This window comes from Providencia sp. wls1916 (assembly GCF_009706585.1).
Taxonomy (GTDB): domain Bacteria; phylum Pseudomonadota; class Gammaproteobacteria; order Enterobacterales; family Enterobacteriaceae; genus Providencia; species Providencia lanzhouensis.
Genome location: NZ_WLUL01000002.1, coordinates 46553 through 72857 on the forward strand (window position 1 = coordinate 46553; position 26305 = coordinate 72857).

General features: G+C 42.2%; 25 protein-coding genes. 13 read left to right on the plus strand and 12 right to left on the minus strand.

Annotated elements, in window-relative coordinates; all coding sequences use genetic code 11:
* Position 1 precedes the first annotated feature (1 nt).
* The 7 genes from hisC (at position 2) to GKR61_RS00295 (ending at position 5469) form a co-directional block, all read left to right on the plus strand.
* The gene (hisC, locus tag GKR61_RS00265) at positions 2 to 1072 is read left to right on the plus strand and encodes a histidinol-phosphate transaminase (RefSeq protein WP_154639468.1); all 1071 of its coding nucleotides are present in this window, start codon (positions 2 to 4) and stop codon (positions 1070 to 1072) included.
* Positions 1073 to 1085: 13 nt separating this feature from the next.
* Positions 1086 to 2153: a bifunctional histidinol-phosphatase/imidazoleglycerol-phosphate dehydratase HisB gene (gene hisB, locus GKR61_RS00270; RefSeq protein WP_036951917.1), complete on the plus strand. Its 1068-nt coding sequence runs from the start codon at positions 1086 to 1088 to the stop codon at positions 2151 to 2153.
* Positions 2153 to 2746 carry an imidazole glycerol phosphate synthase subunit HisH gene (hisH, locus tag GKR61_RS00275; protein ID WP_036951920.1) on the plus strand — a complete coding sequence of 198 codons (594 nt, stop codon included), beginning with the start codon at positions 2153 to 2155 and terminating at the stop codon, positions 2744 to 2746. The genes hisB and hisH overlap by 1 nt, the downstream gene beginning before the upstream one ends.
* Positions 2747 to 2751: 5 nt before the next feature.
* Positions 2752 to 3489 carry a 1-(5-phosphoribosyl)-5-[(5-phosphoribosylamino)methylideneamino]imidazole-4-carboxamide isomerase gene (hisA, locus tag GKR61_RS00280; RefSeq protein ID WP_036951923.1) on the plus strand — a complete coding sequence of 246 codons (738 nt, stop codon included), beginning with the start codon at positions 2752 to 2754 and terminating at the stop codon, positions 3487 to 3489.
* The gene (gene hisF / locus GKR61_RS00285; protein WP_036951926.1) at positions 3471 to 4247 is read left to right on the plus strand and encodes an imidazole glycerol phosphate synthase subunit HisF; all 777 of its coding nucleotides are present in this window, start codon (positions 3471 to 3473) and stop codon (positions 4245 to 4247) included. Before hisA ends, hisF begins: the two co-directional genes overlap by 19 nt.
* Positions 4241 to 4852, plus strand: a complete 612-nt coding sequence (gene hisIE, locus GKR61_RS00290) for a bifunctional phosphoribosyl-AMP cyclohydrolase/phosphoribosyl-ATP diphosphatase HisIE (protein WP_154599916.1) — start codon at positions 4241 to 4243, stop codon at positions 4850 to 4852. The genes hisF and hisIE overlap by 7 nt, the downstream gene beginning before the upstream one ends.
* A 188-nt stretch (positions 4853 to 5040) precedes the next feature.
* Entirely contained in the window at positions 5041 to 5469 is a 429-nt protein-coding gene (locus GKR61_RS00295; RefSeq protein ID WP_230082515.1) for a YbaK/prolyl-tRNA synthetase associated domain-containing protein, read from the plus strand.
* A 55-nt stretch (positions 5470 to 5524) separates the two neighbouring features.
* Here GKR61_RS00295 and GKR61_RS00300 read toward each other — a convergent pair whose 3' ends face one another.
* The 5 genes from GKR61_RS00300 to gndA all read right to left on the minus strand — a co-directional run bounded on the left by GKR61_RS00300 (position 5525) and on the right by gndA (position 11147).
* On the minus strand, positions 5525 to 5947 hold the full coding sequence (locus GKR61_RS00300) for an FxLYD domain-containing protein (protein WP_036951934.1): 423 nt from the start codon (positions 5945 to 5947) through the stop codon (positions 5525 to 5527).
* A 199-nt stretch (positions 5948 to 6146) separates the two neighbouring features.
* Positions 6147 to 6782 (minus strand): CatB-related O-acetyltransferase, encoded by a 636-nt coding sequence (locus tag GKR61_RS00305; RefSeq protein WP_154639469.1) that lies wholly within the window; start codon positions 6780 to 6782, stop codon positions 6147 to 6149.
* 128 nt (positions 6783 to 6910) lie between these two features.
* Entirely contained in the window at positions 6911 to 8104 is a 1194-nt protein-coding gene (locus GKR61_RS00310; RefSeq protein WP_036951940.1) for a multidrug effflux MFS transporter, read from the minus strand.
* Between the two features lie 87 nt (positions 8105 to 8191).
* A complete protein-coding gene (locus GKR61_RS00315) occupies positions 8192 to 9568 on the minus strand; it encodes a DKNYY domain-containing protein (protein WP_154609427.1) in 1377 nt (458 codons plus the stop codon).
* A gap of 172 nt (positions 9569 to 9740) precedes the next feature.
* Positions 9741 to 11147, minus strand: a complete 1407-nt coding sequence (gene gndA, locus GKR61_RS00320; RefSeq protein WP_108478980.1) for an NADP-dependent phosphogluconate dehydrogenase — start codon at positions 11145 to 11147, stop codon at positions 9741 to 9743.
* A gap of 242 nt (positions 11148 to 11389) precedes the next feature.
* Here gndA and GKR61_RS00325 point away from each other — a divergent pair, with 242 nt between their 5' ends.
* Together GKR61_RS00325 and GKR61_RS00330 are read left to right on the plus strand one after the other, a co-directional pair.
* Complete coding sequence (locus GKR61_RS00325) at positions 11390 to 12973, plus strand: TerC family protein (RefSeq protein WP_036949673.1); 1584 nt, start codon at positions 11390 to 11392, stop codon at positions 12971 to 12973.
* A gap of 214 nt (positions 12974 to 13187) precedes the next feature.
* Positions 13188 to 13865 carry a hypothetical protein gene (locus tag GKR61_RS00330; protein ID WP_108478981.1) on the plus strand — a complete coding sequence of 226 codons (678 nt, stop codon included), beginning with the start codon at positions 13188 to 13190 and terminating at the stop codon, positions 13863 to 13865.
* A gap of 67 nt (positions 13866 to 13932) precedes the next feature.
* Here the strand turns inward: GKR61_RS00330 and asmA are convergent, their stop codons facing one another.
* The 6 genes from asmA to apbC form a co-directional block, all read right to left on the minus strand.
* Positions 13933 to 15795 (minus strand): outer membrane assembly protein AsmA, encoded by a 1863-nt coding sequence (asmA, locus tag GKR61_RS00335; RefSeq protein WP_154599913.1) that lies wholly within the window; start codon positions 15793 to 15795, stop codon positions 13933 to 13935.
* A 112-nt stretch (positions 15796 to 15907) separates the two neighbouring features.
* Positions 15908 to 16489, minus strand: coding sequence for a dCTP deaminase (gene dcd / locus GKR61_RS00340; RefSeq protein WP_036949679.1), 582 nt, complete (start codon positions 16487 to 16489; stop codon positions 15908 to 15910).
* 65 nt (positions 16490 to 16554) lie between these two features.
* Positions 16555 to 17199: a uridine kinase gene (gene udk / locus GKR61_RS00345; protein ID WP_036949681.1), complete on the minus strand. Its 645-nt coding sequence runs from the start codon at positions 17197 to 17199 to the stop codon at positions 16555 to 16557.
* Positions 17200 to 17369: 170 nt separating this feature from the next.
* Complete coding sequence (gene htpX, locus GKR61_RS00350) at positions 17370 to 18326, minus strand: zinc metalloprotease HtpX (RefSeq protein WP_154599912.1); 957 nt, start codon at positions 18324 to 18326, stop codon at positions 17370 to 17372.
* 29 nt (positions 18327 to 18355) lie between these two features.
* Complete coding sequence (locus GKR61_RS00355; RefSeq protein WP_006660137.1) at positions 18356 to 18916, minus strand: LemA family protein; 561 nt, start codon at positions 18914 to 18916, stop codon at positions 18356 to 18358.
* Positions 18917 to 19134: 218 nt separating this feature from the next.
* The gene (apbC, locus tag GKR61_RS00360; RefSeq protein WP_006662269.1) at positions 19135 to 20247 is read right to left on the minus strand and encodes an iron-sulfur cluster carrier protein ApbC; all 1113 of its coding nucleotides are present in this window, start codon (positions 20245 to 20247) and stop codon (positions 19135 to 19137) included.
* Between the two features lie 238 nt (positions 20248 to 20485).
* Here apbC and metG point away from each other — a divergent pair, with 238 nt between their 5' ends.
* The 4 genes from metG to cdd all read left to right on the plus strand — a co-directional run bounded on the left by metG (position 20486) and on the right by cdd (position 24920).
* Positions 20486 to 22513, plus strand: a complete 2028-nt coding sequence (gene metG, locus GKR61_RS00365) for a methionine--tRNA ligase (protein WP_154639470.1) — start codon at positions 20486 to 20488, stop codon at positions 22511 to 22513.
* A gap of 168 nt (positions 22514 to 22681) precedes the next feature.
* Positions 22682 to 23149 carry a CidA/LrgA family protein gene (locus tag GKR61_RS00370; protein WP_036949689.1) on the plus strand — a complete coding sequence of 156 codons (468 nt, stop codon included), beginning with the start codon at positions 22682 to 22684 and terminating at the stop codon, positions 23147 to 23149.
* Complete coding sequence (locus GKR61_RS00375; protein WP_036949690.1) at positions 23149 to 23844, plus strand: CidB/LrgB family autolysis modulator; 696 nt, start codon at positions 23149 to 23151, stop codon at positions 23842 to 23844. Before GKR61_RS00370 ends, GKR61_RS00375 begins: the two co-directional genes overlap by 1 nt.
* Before the next feature lie 179 nt (positions 23845 to 24023).
* Complete coding sequence (cdd, locus tag GKR61_RS00380) at positions 24024 to 24920, plus strand: cytidine deaminase (RefSeq protein ID WP_154599911.1); 897 nt, start codon at positions 24024 to 24026, stop codon at positions 24918 to 24920.
* A gap of 131 nt (positions 24921 to 25051) precedes the next feature.
* Here the strand turns inward: cdd and GKR61_RS00385 are convergent, their stop codons facing one another.
* Positions 25052 to 26305, minus strand: coding sequence for a serine protease (locus GKR61_RS00385; protein WP_154599910.1), 1254 nt, complete (start codon positions 26303 to 26305; stop codon positions 25052 to 25054).

The window sequence follows — 26305 nt, forward strand, 5'->3', positions numbered from 1 at the left end:
TATGAGCCAGACGTTTAACGCAGCCAGCCTTGCACGCGAAAATGTAAAAGTAATGACCCCGTATATGTCCGCCCGTCGTCTTGGGGGAAATGGAGATGTATGGCTCAACGCCAACGAATACCCAACGGCGCCAGATTATCAGTTTATTGAACGCAATCTTAACCGTTACCCAGAGGCACAACCTGCTGGTGTGATTAACAATTATGCCGCCTATGCAGGGTTATCTCCTGAGCAAGTATTAGTGTGCCGTGGCGCGGATGAATCTATCGAACTATTGATCCGTGCATTTTGCGAACCCGGTAAAGATGCGGTGATGTTCTGCCCACCAACATACGGTATGTACAGCGTCAGCGCGGAAACCTTTGGTGTAGAACAGAAAAAAATTCTGGCGTTGCCAGATTGGTCACTGAATGTCGCCGCTATCCGCGAAAACTTATCGAATACCAAGCTGATTTACATCTGTAGCCCAAATAACCCGACAGGCAATATCATCGATAATAAAGCGCTGCTGGAAGTATTAGAAATGGCGGCTGACCGTGCGCTGGTGGTCGTCGATGAAGCTTATATTGAGTTTTGCCCTGAGTTCAGCGTCGCTAGCTGGCTTGCCAAATACCCAAATTTAGTAATTTTAAGAACCTTATCAAAGGCTTTTGCACTGGCGGGCTTACGCTGTGGATTTACCTTAGCATCCCCTGAAGTAATTGAAGTTTTACTGAAAGTCATCGCCCCCTATCCGCTCTCTACCCCTGTGGCGCTGATAGCAGAAAAAGCCCTGAATGCTGATGGCATCGCCACCATGAAAAAGCGCGTGTTAGAAATTCGCGAGAATCGCATTGCGCTTTCAGAGGCATTGCGTGAATTGTCTGTCGTTGAAACCGTCTACCCAAGTGAAACCAACTATATTCTGGTGCGTTTTACCAATGGCGCTAAAGTGTTTAAAGCCCTGTGGGATCAAGGCATTATTTTACGCGACCAAAGCAAGCAACCTGGGTTGGTCAACTGCCTGCGTATCACCATTGGTACCGAAATTGAAAACGTCCGCGTTATTGAAGCAATTAAAGCACTTTGCTAATTAGGAAATAGTCATGAGCCAGAAAATTCTTTTTATCGACCGTGATGGAACATTAATTACCGAACCACCGACAGATTATCAAGTGGATAGCCTCAGTAAGCTCGCCTTTGAAAATGATGTCATTCCAAGCCTATTAGCACTGCAAAAAGCCAATTATCGCTTAGTAATGATCACCAACCAAGACGGTTTAGGCACCAAGAGCTTCCCCACGGAAGATTTCAATCCACCACACAATTTAATGATGCAGGTGTTTGAATCTCAAGGTATCCGTTTTGATGATGTGCTGATTTGCCCACACATGCCTGCAGACAATTGCAGCTGTCGTAAACCAAAAACTAAGCTGGTAGAAAGCTACCTCAATGACGGTGTTCTCGATATCGAAAACAGCTATGTCATTGGCGACCGCGAGACAGATATTCAGCTTGCCCAAAATATGGGGATTAAAGGGCTACGTTACAGTGCCAAAGAGCTGAATTGGAATACCATCACCAACCAACTCACTAAGCGTAACCGCTACGCCTTAGTTGAGCGCGTAACCAAAGAGACCAACATCCAAGTGGAAGTGTGGCTTGACCAAGAAGGCGGTAGCAAAATCAACACTGGCGTTGGCTTCTTTGACCACATGTTGGACCAAATCGCCACCCACGGCGGCTTCCGCTTGCGCATTGAAGTTAATGGGGATCTCTTTATTGACGACCACCACACCGTCGAAGATACCGGCTTGGCGTTAGGCGAAGCACTACGCGTCGCACTCGGAGACAAACGTGGCATCGCCCGTTTTGGTTTCGTATTACCGATGGACGAATGCCAAGCACGCTGTGCACTGGATATTTCTGGGCGTCCGCACCTTGAATACAAAGCAGAATTTAAATATCAGCGAGTTGGCGACCTGAGTACCGAGATGATTGAGCACTTCTTCAGTTCGTTATCCTATGCGATGGGCTGCACGCTACACCTGAAAACGAAAGGGAAAAACGATCACCACAAAGCGGAAAGCCTGTTTAAAGTTTTTGGTCGTACCTTACGCCAAGCGATTCGCGTTGAAGGGGATTCCTTGCCAAGTTCGAAAGGAGTTCTGTAATGAAGGTTGTGATCCTCGATACCGGCTGTGCAAACTTAGCGTCCGTCGCCTATGCCGTTAAGCGCCTAGGTTATGACCCAATTGTGAGCCGCGACACAAACACTATTTTACAAGCAGACAGAGTCTTTCTACCGGGTGTTGGCACCGCCAGCGCAGCCATGGAAAAACTGGCTGAGCGTGAACTCATTCCGTTAATTAAAGCACTAACCCAACCCGTTTTGGGTATCTGCCTTGGAATGCAATTACTCGGCAGTATCAGCGAAGAAGGTCAAACAGAAATTCCACTGTTAGGATTGATCGACAGCCCCGTTCGCAAAATGGATGCAAACGGCTTACCTGTCCCTCACAGTGGCTGGAATCAAGTGAAAGCACTCGCGGGCAATCCCCTGTTTAAGGGGATAAGCGACGATGCCTATTTTTATTTCGTACACAGCTATTCAATGCCTATTTCCGCCAACACCATCGCGCAAACACAATACGGCAACCTGTTTAGTAGTGCCGTGAATAAAGATAATTTCTATGGCGTGCAGTTCCACCCAGAACGTTCGGGTGCTGCGGGTGCTCGCTTGATCCAAAACTTCTTGGAGATGTAAAAACCATGATTATTCCAGCATTAGACTTAATTGATGGCACCGTAGTGCGTTTACATCAAGGGGATTACGCCAAACAAACGGACTATGGCACAGATCCACTCCCTCGCTTACAAGATTATGAAAAGCAAGGGGCAAAACTGCTGCACTTAGTGGATTTAACGGGCGCTAAAGATCCACAGAAACGCCAAATTCCTCTGCTGAAAAAACTATTGGCAGGCGTGACCGTTCCGGTGCAAGTTGGGGGCGGAATTCGTACTGAAGAAGATGTCAAAGCGCTGTTAGATGCTGGTGCGACTCGCGTGGTGATTGGCTCGACGGCAGTGACCCAACCAGAGTTAGTCAAAACGTGGTTCCAACGTTATGGTGGCGACGCTATCGTACTGGCGCTGGATGTTCGTATTAATGCCCAAGGCATCAAAGAGATTGCCATTAGTGGTTGGCAAGAAAACTCAAACTTATCCCTTGAACAAGCTATTGAAATGTATCGCCCTTATGGCTTAAAACATGTGCTATGCACCGATATTTCAAAAGATGGCACGCTGGCGGGTTCCAATGTGGATTTATACCGCGAAATCAGCCAAAAATTCCCTGATATCGAGGTGCAAGCCTCTGGCGGAATTGGTAATTTAAACGATATCGCCGCACTACCAGCTTCTGGCGCAGCAGGCGTGATTGTGGGTCGCGCATTATTAGAAGGTAAATTTACCGTAACGGAGGCAATCCAATGCTGGCAAAACGCATAATTCCTTGTTTGGATGTCCGTGACGGACAAGTGGTTAAAGGGGTGCAATTTCGCAACCATGAAATCATCGGTGATATCGTTCCACTGGCTCAACGCTATGCCCAAGAAGGTGCTGACGAGTTAGTTTTCTATGATATCACAGCCTCATCTGACGGGCGTGTTGTCGATAAAAGCTGGGTCGCCAAAGTGGCCGAAGTGATTGATATTCCATTCTGCGTTGCGGGTGGGATCAAAAGTGTCGAAGACGCCGCGCAAATCCTCTCTTTTGGTGCGGATAAAATTTCTATCAACTCCCCTGCGCTGTCCGACCCTACACTGATTAGCCGCCTGGCTGAGCGCTTTGGCGTTCAGTGTATTGTGGTCGGTATCGACACCTGGTTTGATGCGCAGACCAATGAATACTTAGTTTATCAATTCACTGGCGATGAAAAACGCACAACCCAAACCCGCTGGAAAACCCTTGATTGGGTGAAAGAGGTTCAGGAGCGTGGCGCTGGAGAAATTGTTCTCAATATGATGAACCAAGACGGTGTACGTCAAGGTTACGATCTGGTACAACTGAAAAAAGTTCGTGAAGTGTGCCAAGTTCCACTGATCGCCTCCGGCGGCGCAGGGGAAAAAATCCACTTCCTAGATGCCTTTACTGACGCAGGTGTCGATGGCGCTTTAGCCGCTTCGGTGTTCCACAAGCAGATTATTAACATCGGTGACTTAAAGCAGTACTTAGCAGAAAATGGAGTTCAAATTAGAGTATGTTAACCACAGAACAATGTAATCAGCTTGCATGGCAAAAAGTCGATAACCTGATGCCCGTCATCGTTCAGCACGCTATTTCTGGCGATGTTCTGATGTTAGGTTATATGAACCAAGAAGCGCTACAAGTCACCTTAGAATGTCGTAAAGTCACCTTTTTCTCTCGCACCAAACAACGTTTGTGGACCAAAGGGGAAACCTCCAACAACTTCCTGAATTTGGTAGATATTGTTGCTGACTGCGATAACGATACGCTACTTGCCATGGCTCTGCCTGATGGTCCCACCTGCCATAACGGCACCACCAGCTGCTTTGCATCGGCTCAAAGCGAATGGGGCTTTTTATATGAATTAGAAACCTTACTGAAAGAGCGCAAAAATGCCTCCCCAGAAAGTTCATATACTGCCCGCCTGTATGCTAGCGGCACCAAGCGTATTGCACAAAAAGTGGGTGAAGAAGGCGTTGAAACTGCACTCGCTGCCACGGTTAATGACCGCGAAGAGCTAACCAACGAAGCCGCCGATTTGATGTATCACTTAATGGTTTTACTGCAAGATCAAGACCTTGATTTAACTGCCATTATCAAACGTTTGAAAGAGCGCCATCAGTAACTTGCTTAAGGGTAACTATTTTATGATAGCTGCCCTTACTTTCTTCTCACGTCATTGTTTCTCTCTCTGAACTTGTTATCATTCCCCTCATTTAATGTGGATTTTAGAAGGAGCTCGTTGTGTCTGACAATGGCGTTTTTACACAATTAACCCAATTACTGAATAGCAAAAATGCTAAGTATCGCGTGATGGAACACCCAACGGCGGGAAAATCTGAAGAAGTGGCAAAAATCCGCGGAACACAGCTAGGTCAAGGCGCTAAAGGGTTAGTCTGTCATGTGAAAGGAAATGGTATTCGCCAGCATGTTTTAGCCATCTTACCTGCTGATCAACAAGCAGATTTAGGTAAAATTGCCAAAGCCATTGGCGGTACTCGTGCCTCATTAGCTAGCCCAAAAGAGGTCGATGAACTCACTCACTGTGTCTTCGGCGCTATCCCGCCATTTAGCTTTCATCCATCACTGAAGCTTATCGCTGACCCCTACCTGTTTACCCGCTTTGATGAACTCGCGTTTAATGCGGGAAGCCTAGAGCGCTCAATTATTCTTAATACCCAAGATTACCAGCGTATCGCTTCACCCACTTTAATCGAGTTTATTCGTACAAATGATGAATAACCCATCACTCTGATTGATAAGGAGCCACCATCATCAGCTGGCTCCTAAATGACACTCAACGCGGTTTATCCAAATAATAGGCAGCGATAGTTTCAACAATAATCTGCTCATTGGGTACAACATCATAATCTGGAATGGTAGCAATGAAATTTACCGTTTGTTTTGGTTTAATTGAGCTAGTCACTCTATAGTTTGTTTCCCCAATAAACACACCATCTTTCAGTAGTTCAAATCGAATATAGGTCTGATATAAAACAACATTTGAAACATTCGTAATGTTGCCAATTATCTCAGGATAATCCAGTTGATCATTATATTTAATTTCAATCTGACTGATATTAATCGGTGCGGGATATGCGACCGCTTTTTCCGAGGATGCATAAAGAAAAGAAGAAAAATAGCTACTAATAATGGAAACCAACAAAATACAACGATAAGAAGCCAGTAAATGAAAAATACGACAAGTTAATTTTTTCATAGGCGTTGACTCAAATTAAAACTGCATGAGTTTGATACTGCATGAGCAAACCTAACACCTAACTGCTTAATTAACGTACTCGTATTATGATAATAAAAAAACCGAAATAGTCACAAAATGATGGGTAATTAATCCTAAAAAGGGCTATCTCGCGATAACCCTTCAAGTTGAAAAAAGAGATTTTAAGTACTATGTCCGATTAATGAGTTTGGTCATACTGCTCACTAGCCTCTTTTAATGCCAGAAAATCTGAGCTGCAAATAAACGCTTTCAATGCTTCGAATTTATCTTCATGCCACTCATAAATATTCAGCACTAATAATTGCTCGATTACATCAGGGGAAAAGCGCGTATTAATGGGCTTTGCAGGGTTACCGCCTACAATAGTGTAAGGCGCTACATCTTTAACCACAACGCTGTTCGCCGCAATCACCGCACCTTCGCCTATATGAACGCCCGGCATGACAAATGCCCGCATCCCAATCCAAACGCCATCACTAATAATGGTATCGCCTTTACCAACATAGGCTTCTTCAATATGCTCAAGAAAAGGATACAAACAGAACCAATCTAATCGATGGGTATGATTTCCCCCCATCAAAATAACGGCTTCAGCCCCAATACACACATAATCACCAATATAGAGTTGGTCTACATCCCAAGCTAATTGCCAATCTCGGCTCTGTTCATCGCCTTGTAAATAACGCACGACAGACTGTTCAAAACCATCATCCCAGCAATCACTATAATAACTGTGACGTCCTTTAATATGGATATTGGGGTTTTGAACAACTTCATGTAATAACTGCGTTTTCGACCAATGTTTATTTTTCATGGTAAATAACCTTCAAATCAGTATTTAATTACCATAGAACGCATTCTATGGTGATGTAATTGCGTTCACACTACATCACCACTAACCGATCCTCGGCTGCTTTAACAGTGGATTATTCATCATATCGGTTACTCTATTTTTTCTATTACAGCAGCGCGTTTTATACTGGTTTTTCTTGCAACTAATCCGAAAACACATCCCGCTAGCATTACCAACGCAAGGGACAATTTTGGCGCAATTGGTAACGCAATTGCACATAACCCTAATACAGCGCCACCCGCCATTTGCACAAACCCGACTAATGCAGAAGCCGCTCCCGCTTCGTTACCAAAAGGTTCCAATGCATAGCTGGTCGCGGTACCCATCATAAAGGCAAGCCCAGTACAGGCGCAGGCTACTGGCAGCATATACACTGACCAATGGGTTTGTGTTTCAGGTGAAAGCACCATCAAACCGAATAATAAACCGATGCAGCCGAGTGCCATCATGACACTACCAATAGATAAACACGCTGGACGCCCCATTTTTCGAATGCAGTAATTCGCGATATAACTCGCCAGCATGATCCAGAAGCCATTGACACCAAAGACAATGGAAAATTCGAGAGGCGATAGCTTAGCATCCCCCATTAATACGCTAGGAGCTAAAGAGACATACGTCAGTGCCATGCCCATTGCGCCAGCATTGACTAACGCGAAAATCAAAAAATGCTCGCTGGTTAAAATTCGAAAATAGCTCTTAAATTGAAGCTTTTTAACCTGTTGTAAACTGGATGGGCGTGTTTCTGGTAGGAAAAATAGAATCAGCAAGAAAATTGCCACAGCGTAAATCGCTAAGAACCAAAATGGCGCTCGCCAGCCCCACGCCTCCGCCAGTAATCCCCCTAATAAAGGTGCCAAGGCTGGCACAATATTAAGTGTTCCGTTTAAAAAACCAAATGCTCGTGCGGCTTCAGTCCCATTCATACGGTCGCGGACACAGCTAAATGCCACCACGGAGGTGCAGCACACAGCCACCCCTTGCAACAATCGGGAAGCAATAAATAGCCCTGCCGTCGTTGAGAATGCCGCAACAATGGATCCAGCCAAATAAATCGCTAAGCCAATGATAGCGATAGGCTTTCGACCAAATCTATCGACTAGAGGTCCTGAAATTAGCTGCCCTATCCCTAAGACTAAAATAAATAATCCAATTGTGGATTGGATTATGGACTCGCTACTCCCTAAATCTTTAGCGATAGCCGGAATAGTCGGTAAATACAGGTCTATCCCAAGAGGCCCTAATAGGACTAAAAGTAATAATAAAGCGAGAAATTTATGCATATGACCGATTCTGAACAGGTGAGTTATCGATAGCGATTTTGAAAATGGCTATCGATAATATCAGAATTTCTGCATAGATATCGAATCTTATCGATACTTGGTAATTGCATGAACCACTTCAGTGCCTCTTATCGGTTGCAAATCATCATTATCAATCAAAATGCGAATATCTTTTGGTAATAACGGTTCATTCAACAAACGATTCACAGTACGCTGGTTGTCAATCCGATAAATGGTATATCGAATTAGTTGAGTGGAGCCTAAATTATCAAAATAATAATATTCATTCCCTTTTTTCCATACCTGACCAAATCTGTGATGATCTAAATCCCCCACCTTTTCCCAAGGTGCGCTATTCGTCTCATTGAAACGATAAATTTTTGTACTCCGTGAAATTAACCCCGGATTTTTATTCGTTCCCCAAATCTCAGAATCCTGTAGATAATAAGTTTGGTTATTATGAGTGAATACTAAGGGAGCTATTTCCTTTAATTCGCCATCAATAAATGGATTCGCTCCTGCTCGAACAATAATTTCTTTTTCTCTATGGTAGAAAAATACGCCATCTTTAGAGAGAAATAACGCTTGATTCACATGCTGGCTATTACGACTTATTAGTAGGTAAGGCGCATGTTCCTCAGGGAATAAAATGTCATTCATTGCCACATTGCCAGATTGTGGATCAATCAAATAACCCTCTTGAAATAACCCATCCAGTATCAAACTGTATAAACCTGAATGACTCTTTATTGGCAATCTATATTGGTCATAATAGACGTTCAGATTATCACGATAAAAATGAAGGCTATCTCTCACGGAACCATCATCCTGAAGGGAGCCAATATCTTGTAGGGTCGCAGGGTCAGCATCTGGCATATATTCCCCTTGATAAAAAACGCGCTGTCCATCTGTTGCCAAATAACGTGACAATAATGATTGATATGGTGTCGATGATGCAGGAAGTGGTTTCATCGGGTAAATATAGGTTTGTGGTTTATCCCCTAAATCCCAACCATATAACCAAGACTGAAATAATTCATCCATTGTTGAAAGCTCATAATTCCTTACTGAGCCCATTGAACAATATACGGTCTGATTTCCATCGGTAAAATAGTTATTTCCCAGCGATTTTGCACTGTTCGGATTAAATGCAGGGATTAGCAAATTTCCACAATAAGCATGGTTTTTATCGATCGCAAACTGACGTTCATAATAAGTACCTTCCGGTAATAATTTAAAACTTGCAGGATCGGCATCCTTCATCAGATAAAAGCCATTGCTCGGCACACTCGCATAAACTTTATCATTATAAATAACGTAAATACTGTAACCGACTTTTTCGCCCTTACTGTCAACTTCATGATATGGCTCGTCATTCATTGATAATATCATCCCTGATATAAGCGCTATCGAGACGAGAAGAGTGACACCAACTACCATTAAACTTATCGTTTTGGATTTCATGCTGTGAAATACCTATTTTGTTTTTTTAATCTATTTTTGTCTGGGTATTCAACGGGAAAAGCGTGAGAAAAGAAATACTCGAAGTCTGAAAGTGTATAAAAAGTTAAAAATAAAAAAGGCGCTCAGTTGAGCACCTTTTTTCACTTACGGAAGATAACCTTGCTGTTTATTCTTATTCCATCCACTCAGTATGGAAAACGCCTTCTTTATCAGTACGTTTATAAGTATGAGCACCAAAGTAGTCACGCTGCGCTTGAATTAAGTTCGCAGGCAGCACCGCTGATCGGTAGCTATCGTAGTAAGAGATAGCCGCTGAGAATGTTGGTGTTGGGATACCGTTTTGAACACCGTAGCAGACAACATCACGCAGAGCTTGTTGGTACTCATCTGCGATTTGCTTGAAGTAAGGTGCTAACAGTAGGTTTGCGATCTGTGCATTATCATTGTATGCATCAGTGATTTTTTGCAGGAACTGCGCACGGATGATACAGCCAGCACGGAAGATTTTCGCGATTTCGCCGTAGTTCAGATCCCAGTTGTACTCATCTGACGCTGCTTTCAATTGCTGGAAGCCTTGAGCGTAAGAAACGATTTTACCTAAGTAAAGTGCACGGCGTACTTTCTCGATAAAGACTTTTTTATCGCCTTCAACCGTTTTCAGTACTGGGCCAGTTAAAACTTTAGATGCGGCAACACGTTGGTCTTTCAGGAAAGAGATATAACGCGCAAAGACAGATTCAGTGATCAACGTCAGTGGGATGCCAAGATCTAAAGCGCTTTGGCTAGTCCATTTACCTGTACCTTTGTTAGCCGCTTCATCTAAAATTACATCAACCAGATATTTACCTTCTTCATCTTTTTTCTTGAAGATATCCGCTGTAATTTCAATTAAGTAGCTGCTCAGTTCGCCTTGGTTCCACTCGGAGAACGTTTCCGCCAGCTCTTCATTGCTCAGGTTCAGAGAACCTTTTAATAAAGAGTAAGCTTCAGCGATTAATTGCATGTCACCGTATTCAATACCGTTGTGAACCATTTTCACATAATGACCGGCTCCGTCTGGACCAATGTAAGTCACACACGGTTCGCCTTCCGCTTTCGCTGCAATCTCTTTTAAGATTGGGGCAACTAATTCGTACGCTTCTTTTTGCCCACCAGGCATGATTGAAGGGCCTTTCAGTGCGCCTTCTTCACCACCGGAAACACCTGTACCGATGAAGTTGAATCCTTGTTCTGACAATTCGCGATTACGACGGATAGTGTCTTTGTACAGCGTGTTACCACCATCGATTAAAATGTCGCCTTTGTCTAAATGTGGCGTTAATGCAGCAATAGTTTTGTCTGTTGCTTCACCCGCTTTAACCATCAACAGGATGCGGCGTGGTTTTTCCAGAGAGTCGACAAACTCTTCAATCGTGTAGTTGGGAACTAATTTTTTCCCTGGATTTTCGGCAATGACTTCATCAGTTTTATCTTTTGAACGGTTAAAAATAGAGACTGAATAACCGCGACTTTCGATGTTCAGGGCTAAGTTGCGACCCATGACCGCCATTCCGACAACACCAATCTGCTGCTTTGACATGAAAAACTCCTGTCTGATTAGGACCAAGTCAGCCTCGATTGTGCTGACATTCTGTTAACGGGATCACATGTTAACTCAGGATGCCGCTCCATGGTAGTTATTGATGCAATCGATAAACTAATCGAATCATTTTTTGCCAAATATCACGCTACTTGAATGAATTTTTATTGATATTTAAGTCAACAAACCTCATTATTCACCAGTCGGTATAAGCCGTCATATCAGAAGGTAAAACAAACTGTATGGAATGGATCGCAGATCCTTCGATTTGGGCGGGTTTAGCTACCCTAATCGTTCTTGAAATCGTTCTTGGTATTGATAACCTCGTTTTTATCGCCATTCTGGCCGATAAACTCCCAGCTAAACTGCGTGATAGAGCTCGTATCACAGGGTTAACGTGTGCCCTGGTAATGCGTATCATCCTGTTATTCAGCCTTTCATGGTTGATCACGCTGACCCAACCTATTCTAACTCTATTTGAGCATCCATTTAGTGCCAGAGACCTGATAATGCTTATCGGGGGGATATTCCTCTTGTTTAAAGCCACCATGGAGCTAAACGAGCGGTTAGAAGGAAAGGACGAACATACCAATAACCAACGTAAAACCTCCAATTTCTGGGCGGTTGTCGCGCAAATTATCGTATTGGATGCGGTGTTCTCATTGGACTCCGTGATCACTGCGGTCGGTATGGTTGACCATATCGGCGTTATGGTTGCAGCGGTGACTATCGCCATGATGTTAATGATCTGGGCAAGTAAACCACTGACCAGCTTCGTTAATGCGCACCCAACCATCGTCATTTTGTGCTTAAGCTTCTTACTGATGATTGGTTTCAGCCTTGTGGCTGAAGGTTTTGGTTACGCCATTCCAAAAGGTTATCTGTATGCAGCGATTGGTTTCTCTATCATGATAGAGATGCTCAACCAGTTTGCGCAGTTTAACCGCCGTAAATTCTTAAAAGGTAGCCGTCCTCTGCGTGAACGTACCGCAGAAGCTGTCTTACGTATTTTAAGTGGTAAAACTGAACGTGGTGAATTAGACGCAAGAACCTCTGATTTAATCTCCGATAATCAATCTGTGTTTGACCCACAAGAGCGCTTAATGATTGCTCGTGTATTGGGTATGGCGCAACGTAACGTCGAAAGTATTATGACGTCCCGCCACGACGTCGATTATTTGGATATTAACAAATCGTCTGCAGAACTGATTGAACTGATGGAAAAAAATCCACACTCACGTTTTGTTGTTGTCGATGAAAGTATCGGCGATGACCCGATTGGCGTGGTTTATGTGCTGGATTTAGTCAAACAGCAACTTAGTGGTGAACAACTGAATTTACGTGCGCTGGTTACTCAGCCACTTATTTTCCCTGAAGGTTTATCACTGTTAAAAGCGTTAGAACAGTTCCGTAAAGCACATACCCACTTTGCATTTGTAGTCGATGAATTCGGCTCAGTCGAAGGTATCGTGACATTAACCGACGTGATGGAAACTATCGCAGGTAATTTACCCGTTGGCGATGAAGAAAATGACTCCCGCCATGACATTCAAAAATTGGACGATGGTACATGGATTGCCAATGGCTTTATGCCACTGGAAGATTTAATTATGTATATCCCAATGGAGCTGGATGATAAGCGCGAGTATGAAACCATCGCGGGTCTTTTAATGGAGCATTTACAACGCGTTCCAGAAGTGGGCGAGCAAGTCGAAATCAATGGCTGTATTTTCCAGCCCCTTGAGGTGAATAGCCATCGCGTGAATAAAGTTTTGATTACACCACCAGCACCAGTAGGTGATGGCTACGATTATGTGGATGACTAATCTTAGTTAATGCAATGTGTGATTAAGACAAGTCACGATTAATACAATCTAAATACCGGCTTTTATCTTAATATTGAGCCGGTATTTTTTTGTCGAGGAAATGACTGCCGTATAACCATTACTAAAAAGTAGTAGCGTTTTTTTAAAGAATTAATTATTTGCGTATTGAATAATTCAAATCGTTTAATAATCAATCTTTAATGAGACTCTACCTATGACTACAATTAATAATACCCAACCAGTCCAACTTCGCCGTATGAGTGTGACTGATCAGCAAGGCAAGACAACTGAATTTTCACGCTCAGCTAAAAGTGTAAATAATGATTCTACTTCTATGCCTAAACCTATTTTGAAAACGGCGAACTCTATCAGTGATGCATCTTCCCCTAAAAAAGCTAAACATGTGAGAATAATCACCACGGATCAAAAAACCGTTCATCTGAAAGATATAAAACAGCTTCATAATGAAGTGAACTCTCTCATTTCATCAATAAGAGCGATTTTCATTGTTGGAGAAACTATTTCTACACAACATGTAATTACAAGTGACTCTACTATTTTCAGTGATGTGAATAGTCAAATAAATAAGTTAGGTGAAAAAATAACAGAACTTAAGAATAAGCTGGATAGTTCAAGTTATAAACACCATAAATCTAAAAAAATAGATCTGGAATCATTAGATAAAGCATTTAAATCAAAAAATGGTTCAATTAATTACCTAAAAAATGAAATGGCGAAACTCCAAGATTCTAGACCTAGTTCTAAAGAGCTGTTAGTGGAAGAACAACAGGATAAAAAAACAGAGCAGCAAAGAGGTTATTATGATCTCTCTGAAAAAAATGCTGCAAAGGAGAGAAGAAAACAGGACTACGCAGAAAACGGTTATGGATAACTAAGACTGTATAATAACTAAATAAAAACCGTCTTCGTTTTATAACAAAAGACGGTCTTATAATATGTTAAAGCGCGTTTAATAAATCATTTAGCCCTTTATTTTCTTCTTTTTTCAAGAAGCTACCAATAGCTTCTTTCGCTTGAGTTCGTAGCTCATTACGTAGTAATTTTTCCACATCTAATTGGTACTGTAAGTTATTCCAACCGCCGTAAATACGTAGTGGAATATTCATACTACGCAACTGCTGAACCAAACGAGAGTCCCCTGCCCATCCGCCAAGAATATTTACGCCTAAATTAACATCGATGGTTTCTTTTGGAATATTCACGCGCCCTTGCCCTGTAATATTCAGCAGTGAAGACGTTGCTTTAAGGGAGGAAATATTCATATTGCCTTTATTGAGATATCCCGACACAGTGAATAAATCCACTTCTGTGAAGCTGTTGGTATCTGTTGGCATATTGATTTTATTAGTGAAACGGGACACCGATTGTTGGATCAATTGCGGAATGTTTAAATCCGCCAATTTAGCACTGCGCAGTTCAAAATTAACCGGTCCTTGCCACTGATTTTTAACCGCATAATCATCGTAGCCAGTACCTGATAACGAAGCATTTAATGAAATAATTCCGCTCAGTTTTTCAGGCATACTAAATGCCTTTAATACCGGAGTAAGATTAATATTATTAAATACAGGTTTTGCTGAAACCTGAGCAGGGATAGCGTTGTAGTTAATGGTCACAGGTAGTGAAAATTGTCCACCAAACGCATTACCCTCTAACTGAGAAATCGTTAAACGTGGTGTTTGGTTATCGCCCTTAATTTTTACCCCGGTCATCGACATGCCGCGATAAATCAATGTGTCCATCGAGACATCAAATTGAGCAGTAAATCCTTTCAATCCCGTTAAATCATACTTCTGCATGTTGGAACCCGAAATAACGGGCTTCACGCCAACACGCTCATTATTACTGACGGTATTTTCAGAAGCTGCATTGGCTGTATTCGATTTACCCGCAGCTGGTGCCTGCCCAATTAACGTATCGAGATTCAAAGTAGGCGAGGATAGATTCACCGTTACATCAGGAATATCGGTTAAATTGACATTGATTGTCCCTACTAATTGGCTGTCATTTGCCTGAATGGCAAGATTCTCAAGACTAATCGCCCCTGAATTGGCTTTTGTATACAGAAAATCTGAGGTGAATTTTCCGCTAATACCATTTTCTGGTAAATCAACACCACTAAGTTGATAATCAAACTGCGTGATTTTTCCACTTACCTGCTGAGATAATTTAGATAAATCGATATCTGATTTAATATCAAAATTAAATTCTTGTTGGTTCTTATTTAAATTACCGCTGAATTTCATCGCAACTTGTTTATCATCACTTTTTTTCAGTGACAGATTAATATTGCGTAGGTTGTATTCATCTTTTGATGTTTGCCAGATAACTAAGCTGTTGGTGATATCAATTTTACTGATATCGAGTAACCATTTGCTTTTATCTGTTGTATCGGAAGGTGCTTGGCTACCGCCAGGGGCAACAGGAGTGTTAACCGTCGTAATCGGTTCACTCTCAGGTGTTTTGCGAATTACCGCCCCATCAATGACAATTTGCTCAACAGACAGTCGATGGGAAATTAGTGGCCATAAATCCACATCTAAGCGCATATTTTCAGCACTTAAAATAGGTTGGCTGGCGTTAGGTGCTGTGACTGAGACTGGACCAGTAATGATGCTCAGTGTTGGCCATACATGCCAACGCATATCACCTTTGAAATCAAGTTGGTAACCACTTTTTTTCTCAACTTGTTGAACGAGGTAGCCTCTAAAATCATTCGGGTTCACTAACATCACTAAAGCTGTTAGCCCCGCCACTACCACTACAAGTAAAATAATCAGCGTCGTTAAAAACCGTTTCATGCATCCCTCTCTTTTACTTTATTTGTCACACCTTTCGCCAGTCACTCCTTGACGCTAGCGATTGCTGACCTCTTCAAACTCCATAGAAGAGGTCGCTCGCTATCTTGCTGTATTAGTCTTGGCTAATACGGCTACCAACGGCACCTTGTTGGTTTTTATATTTTGCATCTTGTCGGCTGTTATAAGGTCTATCTGCACTGCCTGATAGCGGTTCAAAGCTTAGTGCACCAATTACCATGCCTGGACGTAATGCTAAAGGTAACTTACCTGAGTTATAAAACTCTAACACAATTTGGCCGCGCCAGCCTGGATCAATCCGGTGGGCTGTGACGTGAACCATTAGTCCAAGTCTTGCTAGTGAAGAACGTCCATCTAACCAACCGACTAAATTATCGGGTAGCGTGACGGATTCTAGCGTAACTGCCAGTGCCAATTCACCAGGGTGAAGGAAGAAAGGTTCGTCATCTTTAAGAACAATTTCATCGCTCATCACACGGTCTAGCGCCGCATTGACTTCATCTTTTGGTCCACTGAGATCAATAAATGCCGCAGTATGTCCACGAAAAACACGAAATTGGTTTCCAAGACGAACATCCGCGGTCGCTCCGTTGATCCGTTCAATCGGTGGACGCGGGCTAATAACAAGTCGACCTTCATCCATCCACTGAATTATATCGCGGTCACAAAGACGCATGATCACTTTCCCCCTTCATTATTTATATATTTATGGCAGCTTATCGCTGGTGATATTTGACGCTATCAGTCCTGACAAAATTCACCAATTTTCGCTTTCAAAATATCAATCGCCACACGGTTTTTACCGCCACGAGGTACGATAATATCGGCATATTGTTTCGATGGTTCAATAAATTGTAAGAACATTGGGCGAACCGTTTTATTATACTGTTCAATCACGGAGTCTAATGTTCTTCCTCTTTCATTAACATCACGTTTAATACGGCGCATTAAGCAGATATCCAGCGGCGTATCCACAAAAATAGAGAAATCCATCTCTTCACGTAAACGCTTGTCTGTTAATAATAGGATACCTTCAATAATAATGACCTTTTTTGGTTTAAAACTGACGGTTTGCTGTTTGCGAGTATGAGCGACATAGTCATACTGAGGAATTTCGACGGCTTGACCACTTTTCAGTGCTTTGAGGTGTTCATAAAGCAAACTGTGATCCATTGAATTTGGATGGTCATAATTCACTTTTAGTCGTTCTTCCATAGGAATATCTGTCTGATCTTTATAGTAACAGTCTTCTGGAATAACACCGATATTATGATCACCAACCTTTTCTCTTAATTCCCGATATAAGGTGCTTGCAATTAGGCTTTTGCCAGATGCAGAAGCGCCCGATATACCTACAATGGTACAGTGATGCGATATGTCAGTCATAAAATGGTAACCTGGTTAAAAATTTTAGAAATGAAGTGCATAACATCATAGTGTTATGGTTGGCGGGAATTATAGGGTGTAATGGTGCGCTGTACCAGTCTATCTCGTCAAAGACTGATAAAAAAACGCACCCAATTTTTATTCTTCAAAGCGTAAGCTTCGCGCTAAGCTTAAAATTCTTTACGCCCTTCTAAGGCCGCAATTCGGTTCTCTATAGAAGGATGGGTTGAAAACACAGAATCCCCCTTATTAAAGATATATGCCGCCTGTCTGTATGCCTGTCCTGTGCTTTCATCATCATAATCATGCTTTTGATGATCCCCTGAAATTTTCTTCAAAGCACTTATCATCGCTTGATTATCAGAGGTTAGATCCACCGCTGCCGCATCCGCCATATACTCACGGGTACGCGATAAATAAAAATAAAGTACTTTGGTAATAATTGGCAACACGATATTCATCAATAATAAAATAGTTTGTGCTTTATTCGCTGAATTATTACGGCTACGCCCTGCTGAGCGAATAAACACTTGAGCAAAAACGTTCGTTACCGTCAAAATAACATTCGCTAAAATACCCACATACAACGTTAATTTAGAATCACCATGGATAATATGCCCCACTTCATGGGCCATTACCGCCTGAACTTCTTGGCGATTTAGCGTTTGTAATAAACCACGCGTGACGCCAACTAAAGCATTACGAGAATTCCAGCCAGCCGCAAATGCATTTGGTTCGTCAGTATCCAAAATATACAGACGCGGTACATAACGTAATGTCGCACTTAAGCTCAATTCTTCTAAAATATTAAATAGCTGTCTTTCTTCAGGAGTTGAAGCGCCTTCTTGGGTGATTTCCTTCGCATTCATTCCGGCAAGCATCAATTTATGCCCGAAGAAATGAATATAAAGTAGACCTAAAAATGTCAGCCCAAGAATAATAAAAGTTGCCACAGGCAGTTGTAGTAATGTCGCAAATGCTATCAGGTTCGAGGTAAAATCCATTCTCTCATCTGGATGGGTTGCAGTATCCGCCAGCAAACCAATCACTAACATCAGCACAATATAACTCAGTACAACTAACCGAGTACGGATATTGTTTTTACGTATAACGTTTCTAAAATCCATAATAAAACCCTGCCAATGGCAACATCCATTTAATCAAAGTTAATGCGACGAGACTCTTCCGTTTTGATGTCAGCTTCGTCTAAACGCCAATATTCTTTATTGATTTTCAAGCTAGGAATAATGCCAACAATTAATGCAGCAGGCATAGAAGCGATGTACGCATTATACGTTTCTAATGAACGGTTATAACCACGTTTAGCAAAAGAGAGCTTGTTTTCAGAAGAAACAATCTCTTCTTGTAAATTTGCCATGATTGCATCAGATTTTAGCTCTGGATAAGCTTCAACCGCTACATTGATAGCACCACTACTGACCATTTTAGAAAGTGCATCTTCCGCTTCTCGGGCTTTATCCCCCGTCGCATTTTGTGCTTGGCTTCTCAGCTCGGTAATTTTAGTGAAGACTTCTGTTTCATGGCTTAAATATTTTTTGACTGTCGCCAGTAAACTATCAAATACTTTACCGCGGCGATCTAATTGAACAGAAATCTCCGTTTCGCTAGAAACAACAGCTTCACGTAGTGCAACGATACGGTTATAAAAATAAATAACAATCAGCACTAATACGACAATAAAAATTAAAAATTTCATAATCACCTTTTAGGCATTCGCCAGCGGAATAAAGACTGAATTTTCTATATCGTTAATTTTCAGGCCAGGGAATTCATTTATGTGACATTCTACGCAGCCTACAACAATAAAGGAACAGTCTGAGAAGAAATCAGAACAATCAAAGAATCGGATTTTATGGCAATAAAAAAGGCTACTTAGTCATTACTGACCAAATAGCCTTTATCGATACCATTTAATTACACGGCGCGGAAAGAGATTTCCGTCGGGATCTTATCCCCTTCCCAATACATCAATGCAGAGATGTTAGACGCAATTTCGCGATAGATATCGGCGAACTCGCCTTCAGGGTCGCGCATTACGGTCGGCTGACCACGGTCTAAATCTTCACGTAATGAAATATGCAGCGGAACCTGACCTAGCAGTTTGGTATTATATTTTTCGGCCAGTTTTTCTGCACCACCGGTACCGAAAATAGGCTCAACATGGCCACAGTTACTACAAATATGCGCACTCATGTTTTCAACAACACCCAGCACTGGTACGTTCACTTTTTTGAACATGACAATCCCTTTCATCGCATCCACTAAAGCAATATCTTGCGGCGTGGTCACAACGACTGCGCCTGTCACTGGAATATTTTGTGATAGCGTCAGTTGGATATCACCCGTTCCTGGTGGCATATCGATAACGAGATAGTCCAGATCTGGCCATAGCGTATCTTGCAGCATCTGCATCAAAGCTTTACTCGCCATAGGACCACGCCATACCATCGCGTTGTCGTCAGTGACTAAGTAACCAATAGAGTTAGTGGCTAAGCCATACGCCATAATCGGTGCCATGTGCTGACCATCTGGAGACGTTGGTCGCTCCAATGTAGTACCTAGCATATTCGGAATTGAAGGACCATAGATATCCGCGTCGAGGATACCGACTTTTGCGCCTTCTTGTGCCAATGCTAACGCTAAGTTCACGGAAGTACTGGATTTACCCACACCACCTTTACCTGAACTCACCGCTAGAATATTACGCACTCCGTTGATGCCCGGTAAATCGTTGGCACGTTTCAAAGTAGTAATATCATGGCGTAATTTCCATTCTACGGCGTGAGCACCAGTCAATTGCTTTAATTCAGCCGTTTTTTCGCTGATCAGCGTTTGGAATGGGCCTTTCCAGACAAATGGCATAACTAATTCGACATGCAACACATTGTCCAACAGTGCACAACGATGCAATGCTTTGATTGAAATCAGATTGCGCTTGAGAGTTGGGTGTGTAAATGAAGCCAAAACAGTGGAGACTTGTTCAGTCAGCAGTTCTGGTTTGTTCTGCTCGGGGGATTTATCGTTCATCCCGGCTCCTTTATTTTCTTTTTTGTAACTACACATTTTTGACTACGTTGCATGATAGCAGAGAACGAAAAAAATAGTGACCGCCAAGCGAATGAAAAACCACAAACAGTAAAAATTTGTTTCCACCTAGCGTTTTTTCCTAATAATTGCCGATTAATATTTTATTGCCCTAGCGACATTTTTATTGATCGGTTAACATCAAAGACCCTTTATTAATAATGGAAGTAAGAAAGTTACTATGTCTCAAGTCGCGAATAAATTACTGGTAACCTGTGCGTTACCATATGCTAACGGTTCAATCCATCTCGGTCATATTCTGGAGCACATTCAGGCTGATATTTGGGTCCGTTATCAGCGAATGCGCGGCAAAGAGGTTCATTTCATCTGTGCTGACGACGCGCACGGAACACCGATCATGTTAAAAGCTCAGCAATTATGCATTACGCCTGAAGAAATGATCGCTGCAATGAACCAAGAGCATCAGGACGATTTTGCAGGCTTCCAGATTAGCTACGATAACTACCACTCAACCCATAGCGAAGAGAACAAACAGTTATCCGAACTGATTTACGGCAAATTAAAAAGTAATGGTTTTATTAAAAGCAAAACCATTTCACAGCTTTACGATCCAGAAAAAGGCATGTTCCTGCCAGACCGTTTCGTCAAAGGTACTTGCCCGAAATGTAAAGCGGAAGACCAATACGGCGATAACTGTGAAGTTTGTAGCGCAACCTATAGCCCAACTGACCTGATCAACCCACGCTCAGTGGTTTCAGGCGCAACGCCAGTTATCCGTGAAACTGAACATTTTTTCTTTGATTTACCTGCATTTAGCGACATGCTGCAAGCATGGACTCGCTCTGGCGCACTGCAAGAGCAAGTGGCTAACAAAATGCAAGAATGGTTTGAATCTGGCTTACAACAGTGGGATATCACCCGTGATTCCCCGTATTTCGGCTTTGAAATTCCAGATGCTCCGGGTAAATATTTCTACGTTTGGCTGGATGCGCCAATCGGCTATATGGGCTCGTTTAAAAACCTGTGCGACAAACGCAGCGATTTAAACTTTGATGAATTTTGGAACAAAGATTCCAAAGCGGATCTTTACCACTTTATTGGCAAAGATATCGTCTATTTCCACAGCCTATTCTGGCCAGCCATGTTAGAAGGCAGCAACTACCGTAAACCAACTAACCTGTTTGTTCACGGTTATGTCACCGTTAATGGTGCAAAAATGTCTAAATCTCGCGGCACATTTATTACCGCTCGCGCTTACTTAGATCATTTCGATGCTGACTGCCTACGTTATTACTATGCAGCCAAACTCTCTTCACGCATCGACGATATCGACTTGAATTTAGAAGATTTTGTACAGCGTGTGAACAGCGATATCGTTAACAAAGTGGTGAATTTAGCTTCACGTAACGCAGGTTTTATTGCTAAACGTTTCGCTGGAAAATTATCCGCAAACTTAGCGGAACCAGCGCTATACCAACAATTTGTTGATGCGGCAAAAGTGATCGGTGACGATTTCACTAATCGTGAATACGGTAAAGCCGTGCGTGAAATTATGGCATTAGCGGATATTGCAAACCGCTATGTGGATGAGAAAGCACCTTGGGTCATTGCGAAACAAGAAGGTAAAGACCAAGAGCTGCAAGATATCTGCTCGATGGGTATCAACTTATTCCGAGTATTAATGACTTACTTGAAACCAATTCTGCCAAGCTTAACCAAGCGCGTGGAAGAGTTCCTGAAAGTTGAATTAACGTGGGATTCCATCAACACGCCATTACTGAACCACGACGTAGCGCCATTTAAAGCGTTATTTAACCGTATTGAATTAGCAAAAGCAGAAGCAATGGTAGAAGCCTCCAAACAAAGTGCTCAACCAGTTAAGCAGTTGACCGGCCCTCTGGCGGATGACCCAATTCAAGAGACCATCACATTCGATGATTTCGCTAAAATTGACTTACGCATTGCGCTAATCAAACAAGCAGACTTCGTTGAAGGCTCAGATAAGCTACTGAAGTTACAGTTAGATATCGGCGGTGAAACTCGCCAAGTATTCTCTGGTATCCGTAGCGCTTATCCAGATCCAAAAGTCTTGGAAGGTCGTTTAACCGTGATGGTGGCAAACCTTGCTCCGCGTAAAATGCGCTTTGGTATCTCCGAAGGTATGGTGATGGCAGCAGGTCCTGGTGGTAAAGACATTTACCTACTGAGCCCAGATAATGGCGCACAACTAGGTATGCAGGTTAAATAAGCCATTGATTGTCGCTCTGAAAATTGAGCAACAAACTTAGCCAATATCAGTACAAAACGGAGCCACTTTAGTGAGCTCCGTTTTTTTATGGGTTTTTATTTGTGATCTCTGGCACAATTTTCAAGTTAATTGTATGATGAATGCCTGTCGAGTAATAGGACAAGTCCCATGTCATTAAAACAAGTATTGAACACCGGATGGCAATATTTGCGAGCCTTCGCAATACTTTACCTCTGCCTGATCATCGGAAATGTGATTTCCAAACTGCTTCCTTTTTCCATTCCCGGCAGTATTGTCGGAATGTTGCTGCTGTTTGTTTTGCTAGCATTACAGATAATCCCTGCTCACTGGGCAAAACCTGGATGTAGCATCCTGCTGAAAAACATGACGATTTTATTCGTTCCCATCGGTGTGGGGATTATGAATTATTATGATTTACTCAGCCAACAGATGATCCCAATTGTCGTCTCTTGTATTGCCAGCACGCTCATTGTCATGATTGTTGTCGCGGTCAGCTCAAACTATATCCATAAAGAACGCCCAATCGTGGGTGTGAAGCCTGATGAAGTTCCTCTTCCTCCTGAAGAACCCATTTCTTCAACCATCGATAATGATAAAACCAAGGGGAAAGAGTGATGTTAGAACATATTTGGTGGTCACTACCATTAACTATCGTTGTTTTCTATTTGGCAAGAGCGCTGTCAATTAAGTGCAAATTGCCCATTCTGAATCCATTATTGTTAACTATCGCGATCATTATTCCGCTGCTGATCCTGACGAATACCTCTTATGAGCACTATTTTGCGGGCAGTAAAATACTCAATGATTTATTACAGCCGGCCGTTGTCGCCCTCGCCTTTCCGCTCTACGAGCAAATGCACCAGATTAGAGCACAGTGGAAATCCCTATTTAGTATCTGTTTTGCTGGCAGTATTGTGGCGATGTTTACGGGAGCAACTATTGCACTGTGGCTAGGGGCAACACCGGATATTGCAGGTTCAATATTACCTAAATCAGTGACGACGCCGATAGCGATGGCTGTCGCCGATTCAGTCGGAGGCATCCCAGCAATTAGTGCCGCTTGCGTACTTTTTGTCGGGATTTTAGGGGCGATGTTCGGTCATAGCCTATTTGATGTTTTGCGTATTCGCACCCATGCATCACGAGGCTTGGCGATGGGTACCGCTTCTCACGCTTTGGGAACTGCGCGTTGTGCGGAAGTTAACTATATTGAAGGGGCTTACAGTTCATTAGCGTTAATGACCTGCGGGGTGATCACCTCGTTAATTGCGCCTTTTATCTTCCCTGTTATTCTTCACTTATTTAGCTAAACTAAATCAATAAGAGAGGTTATTTACCTCTCTTATGCAAATTTCAGTGTAAAAACTTGAGATACATCTCTCATTTAATGAATTTGTTTCATTGATTGCATTCATGAAGTGATCGCGATCACATCCAATCACCCTATTAATTGAATAGAATGAAAACAATTAAATAGGGAGGGTTACTCATGCATTCAAGATTCAAGGCCGCTTGGGCCGAACTTCCAGAAAAGTTACAGTCTGTCCTAAAGCCTATTATGGACAAACCCGATTTCTCAGCTATGTTGACCGCTGAGCAAGTTAAGCATATTAAAGCTGAGAGTGGATGCACGGACAGCGAACTCGCTTTTTCATTATTACCTTTCGCAGCGGCTTACGCTGTCACACCAATTTCTCGCTTTAATGTAGGCGCAATCGCTTGCGGGATCAGCGGTAATCTCTATTTCGGCGCAAATATGGAATTTAACCATGTTTCTATTGGTCAAACTATCCATGCTGAACAATGTGCCATTACCCATGCGTGGCTAAAAGGCGAAAAGCAATTAACCTCTATTACCGTCAACTACACGCCTTGCGGTCACTGCCGACAGTTTATGAATGAGCTGCGTGAAGGCGGTAAGATCATGGTGCATTTACCAAAACGCCAAGCAGCTACACTTCATGATTATTTACCTGATTCATTCGGTCCATCGGATCTGAATATCACCACATTGCTGCTCGACAATGTTAACCATGGTTATCAAAACCAAAGTCGCGATAGATTGTTATCTGCTGCGATTGAAGCTGCGAACCAATCTCACGCACCATACAGCGAATCTCACTCCGGTATTGCTGTGCAGTTAAAAGATGGCTCTCTGTTTACAGGTCGTTACGCTGAAAATGCTGCGTTCAACCCAAGCTTACCACCATTACAAGCTGCGCTAATTATGGTGAATTTAGCGGGTAAAGATATTCATGCCATCGAACAAGCTGTGTTAGTGGAAAAACAAGATGCAACGGTACAGCAGTGGTGTACAACAGAAAATACCTTGCACGCGTTAGGTTGCCCAAAAGTGGAACGCATTTATTTGGATGAGTCCATTTAAACGTTATTTCATTTAAACCATATTTAATTGAAAACAAATTAAATATTCAAAATTAAGACGGTGGTTATTGTGAGTTTATCAACTTCAATAACCGCCGTTTTTTATTAAAACGTTATTGAGTGTTAATAATATTAAAATGAGAATCTGGATGATGGGCTGCTATAGCCACCACTGTAGTTAAATTCAGGCATACTTGGTGCTTGCGGTATTCTAAAATCTCTATCAAAAGAACTTGATGAGTGATTCATGGAGGACATGTGGTCTCTTAAGCTATCAACGGTTCGATCCGTTTGACACTCACCTATTTGAAAATCATTCGGTCTATATACACTCACAGGGTATCCTCGGTGCCCTGAAGATGTTATTTCAATTGGTGCATGATCATTAGAATAGCCAGCAGAAGGAATGTTGCCAACAACATCATCTATCATGACATTGTATTTATTAACGTTGGGGCTGTAATTGACCGATGGAGAATCAAATAATCCGGTTTCTGGCAATATATAGGCGGGGCGTTCAAGGTAATATTCAGAAAGGCGATCAAAGTGTTCAAACTCTGTCTGGCCAACCCAATCAGGTTGTAAATAATATTCATAACGACTCTGAGGTGGTAGATCCCAAAATGATAATCGATTTGTTCCTCTATCAATTAATGGATTTCCCGTTTCATACACAAGTGCTTGAGCATCATCCAGATCGACTTCTAATGTAGGTGATACAAAGAATCCATACGTATTTTTCAAACTTATCACGACACCATCAATGGCACTGTCTATATCTATTACTCTTTTAATCCAACTATGAATTTCGGATTTTTCACTTTCAGTCGCATCATACAAACCTTCATACATAATATTCATAGTACTTAAGCTTAACTCTATTTCCCTATCTGGCTCACCTACAGCATTCAATACCTTTTGCCAGTACCTCTCTTTATTTTCATAGCCTGGCATGACATTAAAAACAGGCTGCAAGGTCCACGCTTCCGCGGGTAACTTATGCATATCAAAAACGAACTCATGGAACCACATCACTTCTTCATGATTTATATCTCCATATATCTCGGTAATACCATCCGTAAATCTATTTTGAAGTGTATATGAATAAAAAAAAGCCATATCAAAACGTATTTCTTCGAACTTCTCTCGACTAACTACAATGCCTTTTTCAATCATGATCTCTTCTAAGTAGTTTAATGCAAATTTACCTGAAAAAGAGTCACCTTTAACAACACTATTTGCTAGAACTGCATACCGATCCCCCTTACTCGCTAAATATTCATACATTAGTTCTGGCTTTCTGCTTAGAGTTAAAATTTTATGTGCCTTTACTGCTTCTCTTTTTGTTAATCTAAGATACCCTTGTCTATAATGTTTATTTTTCAT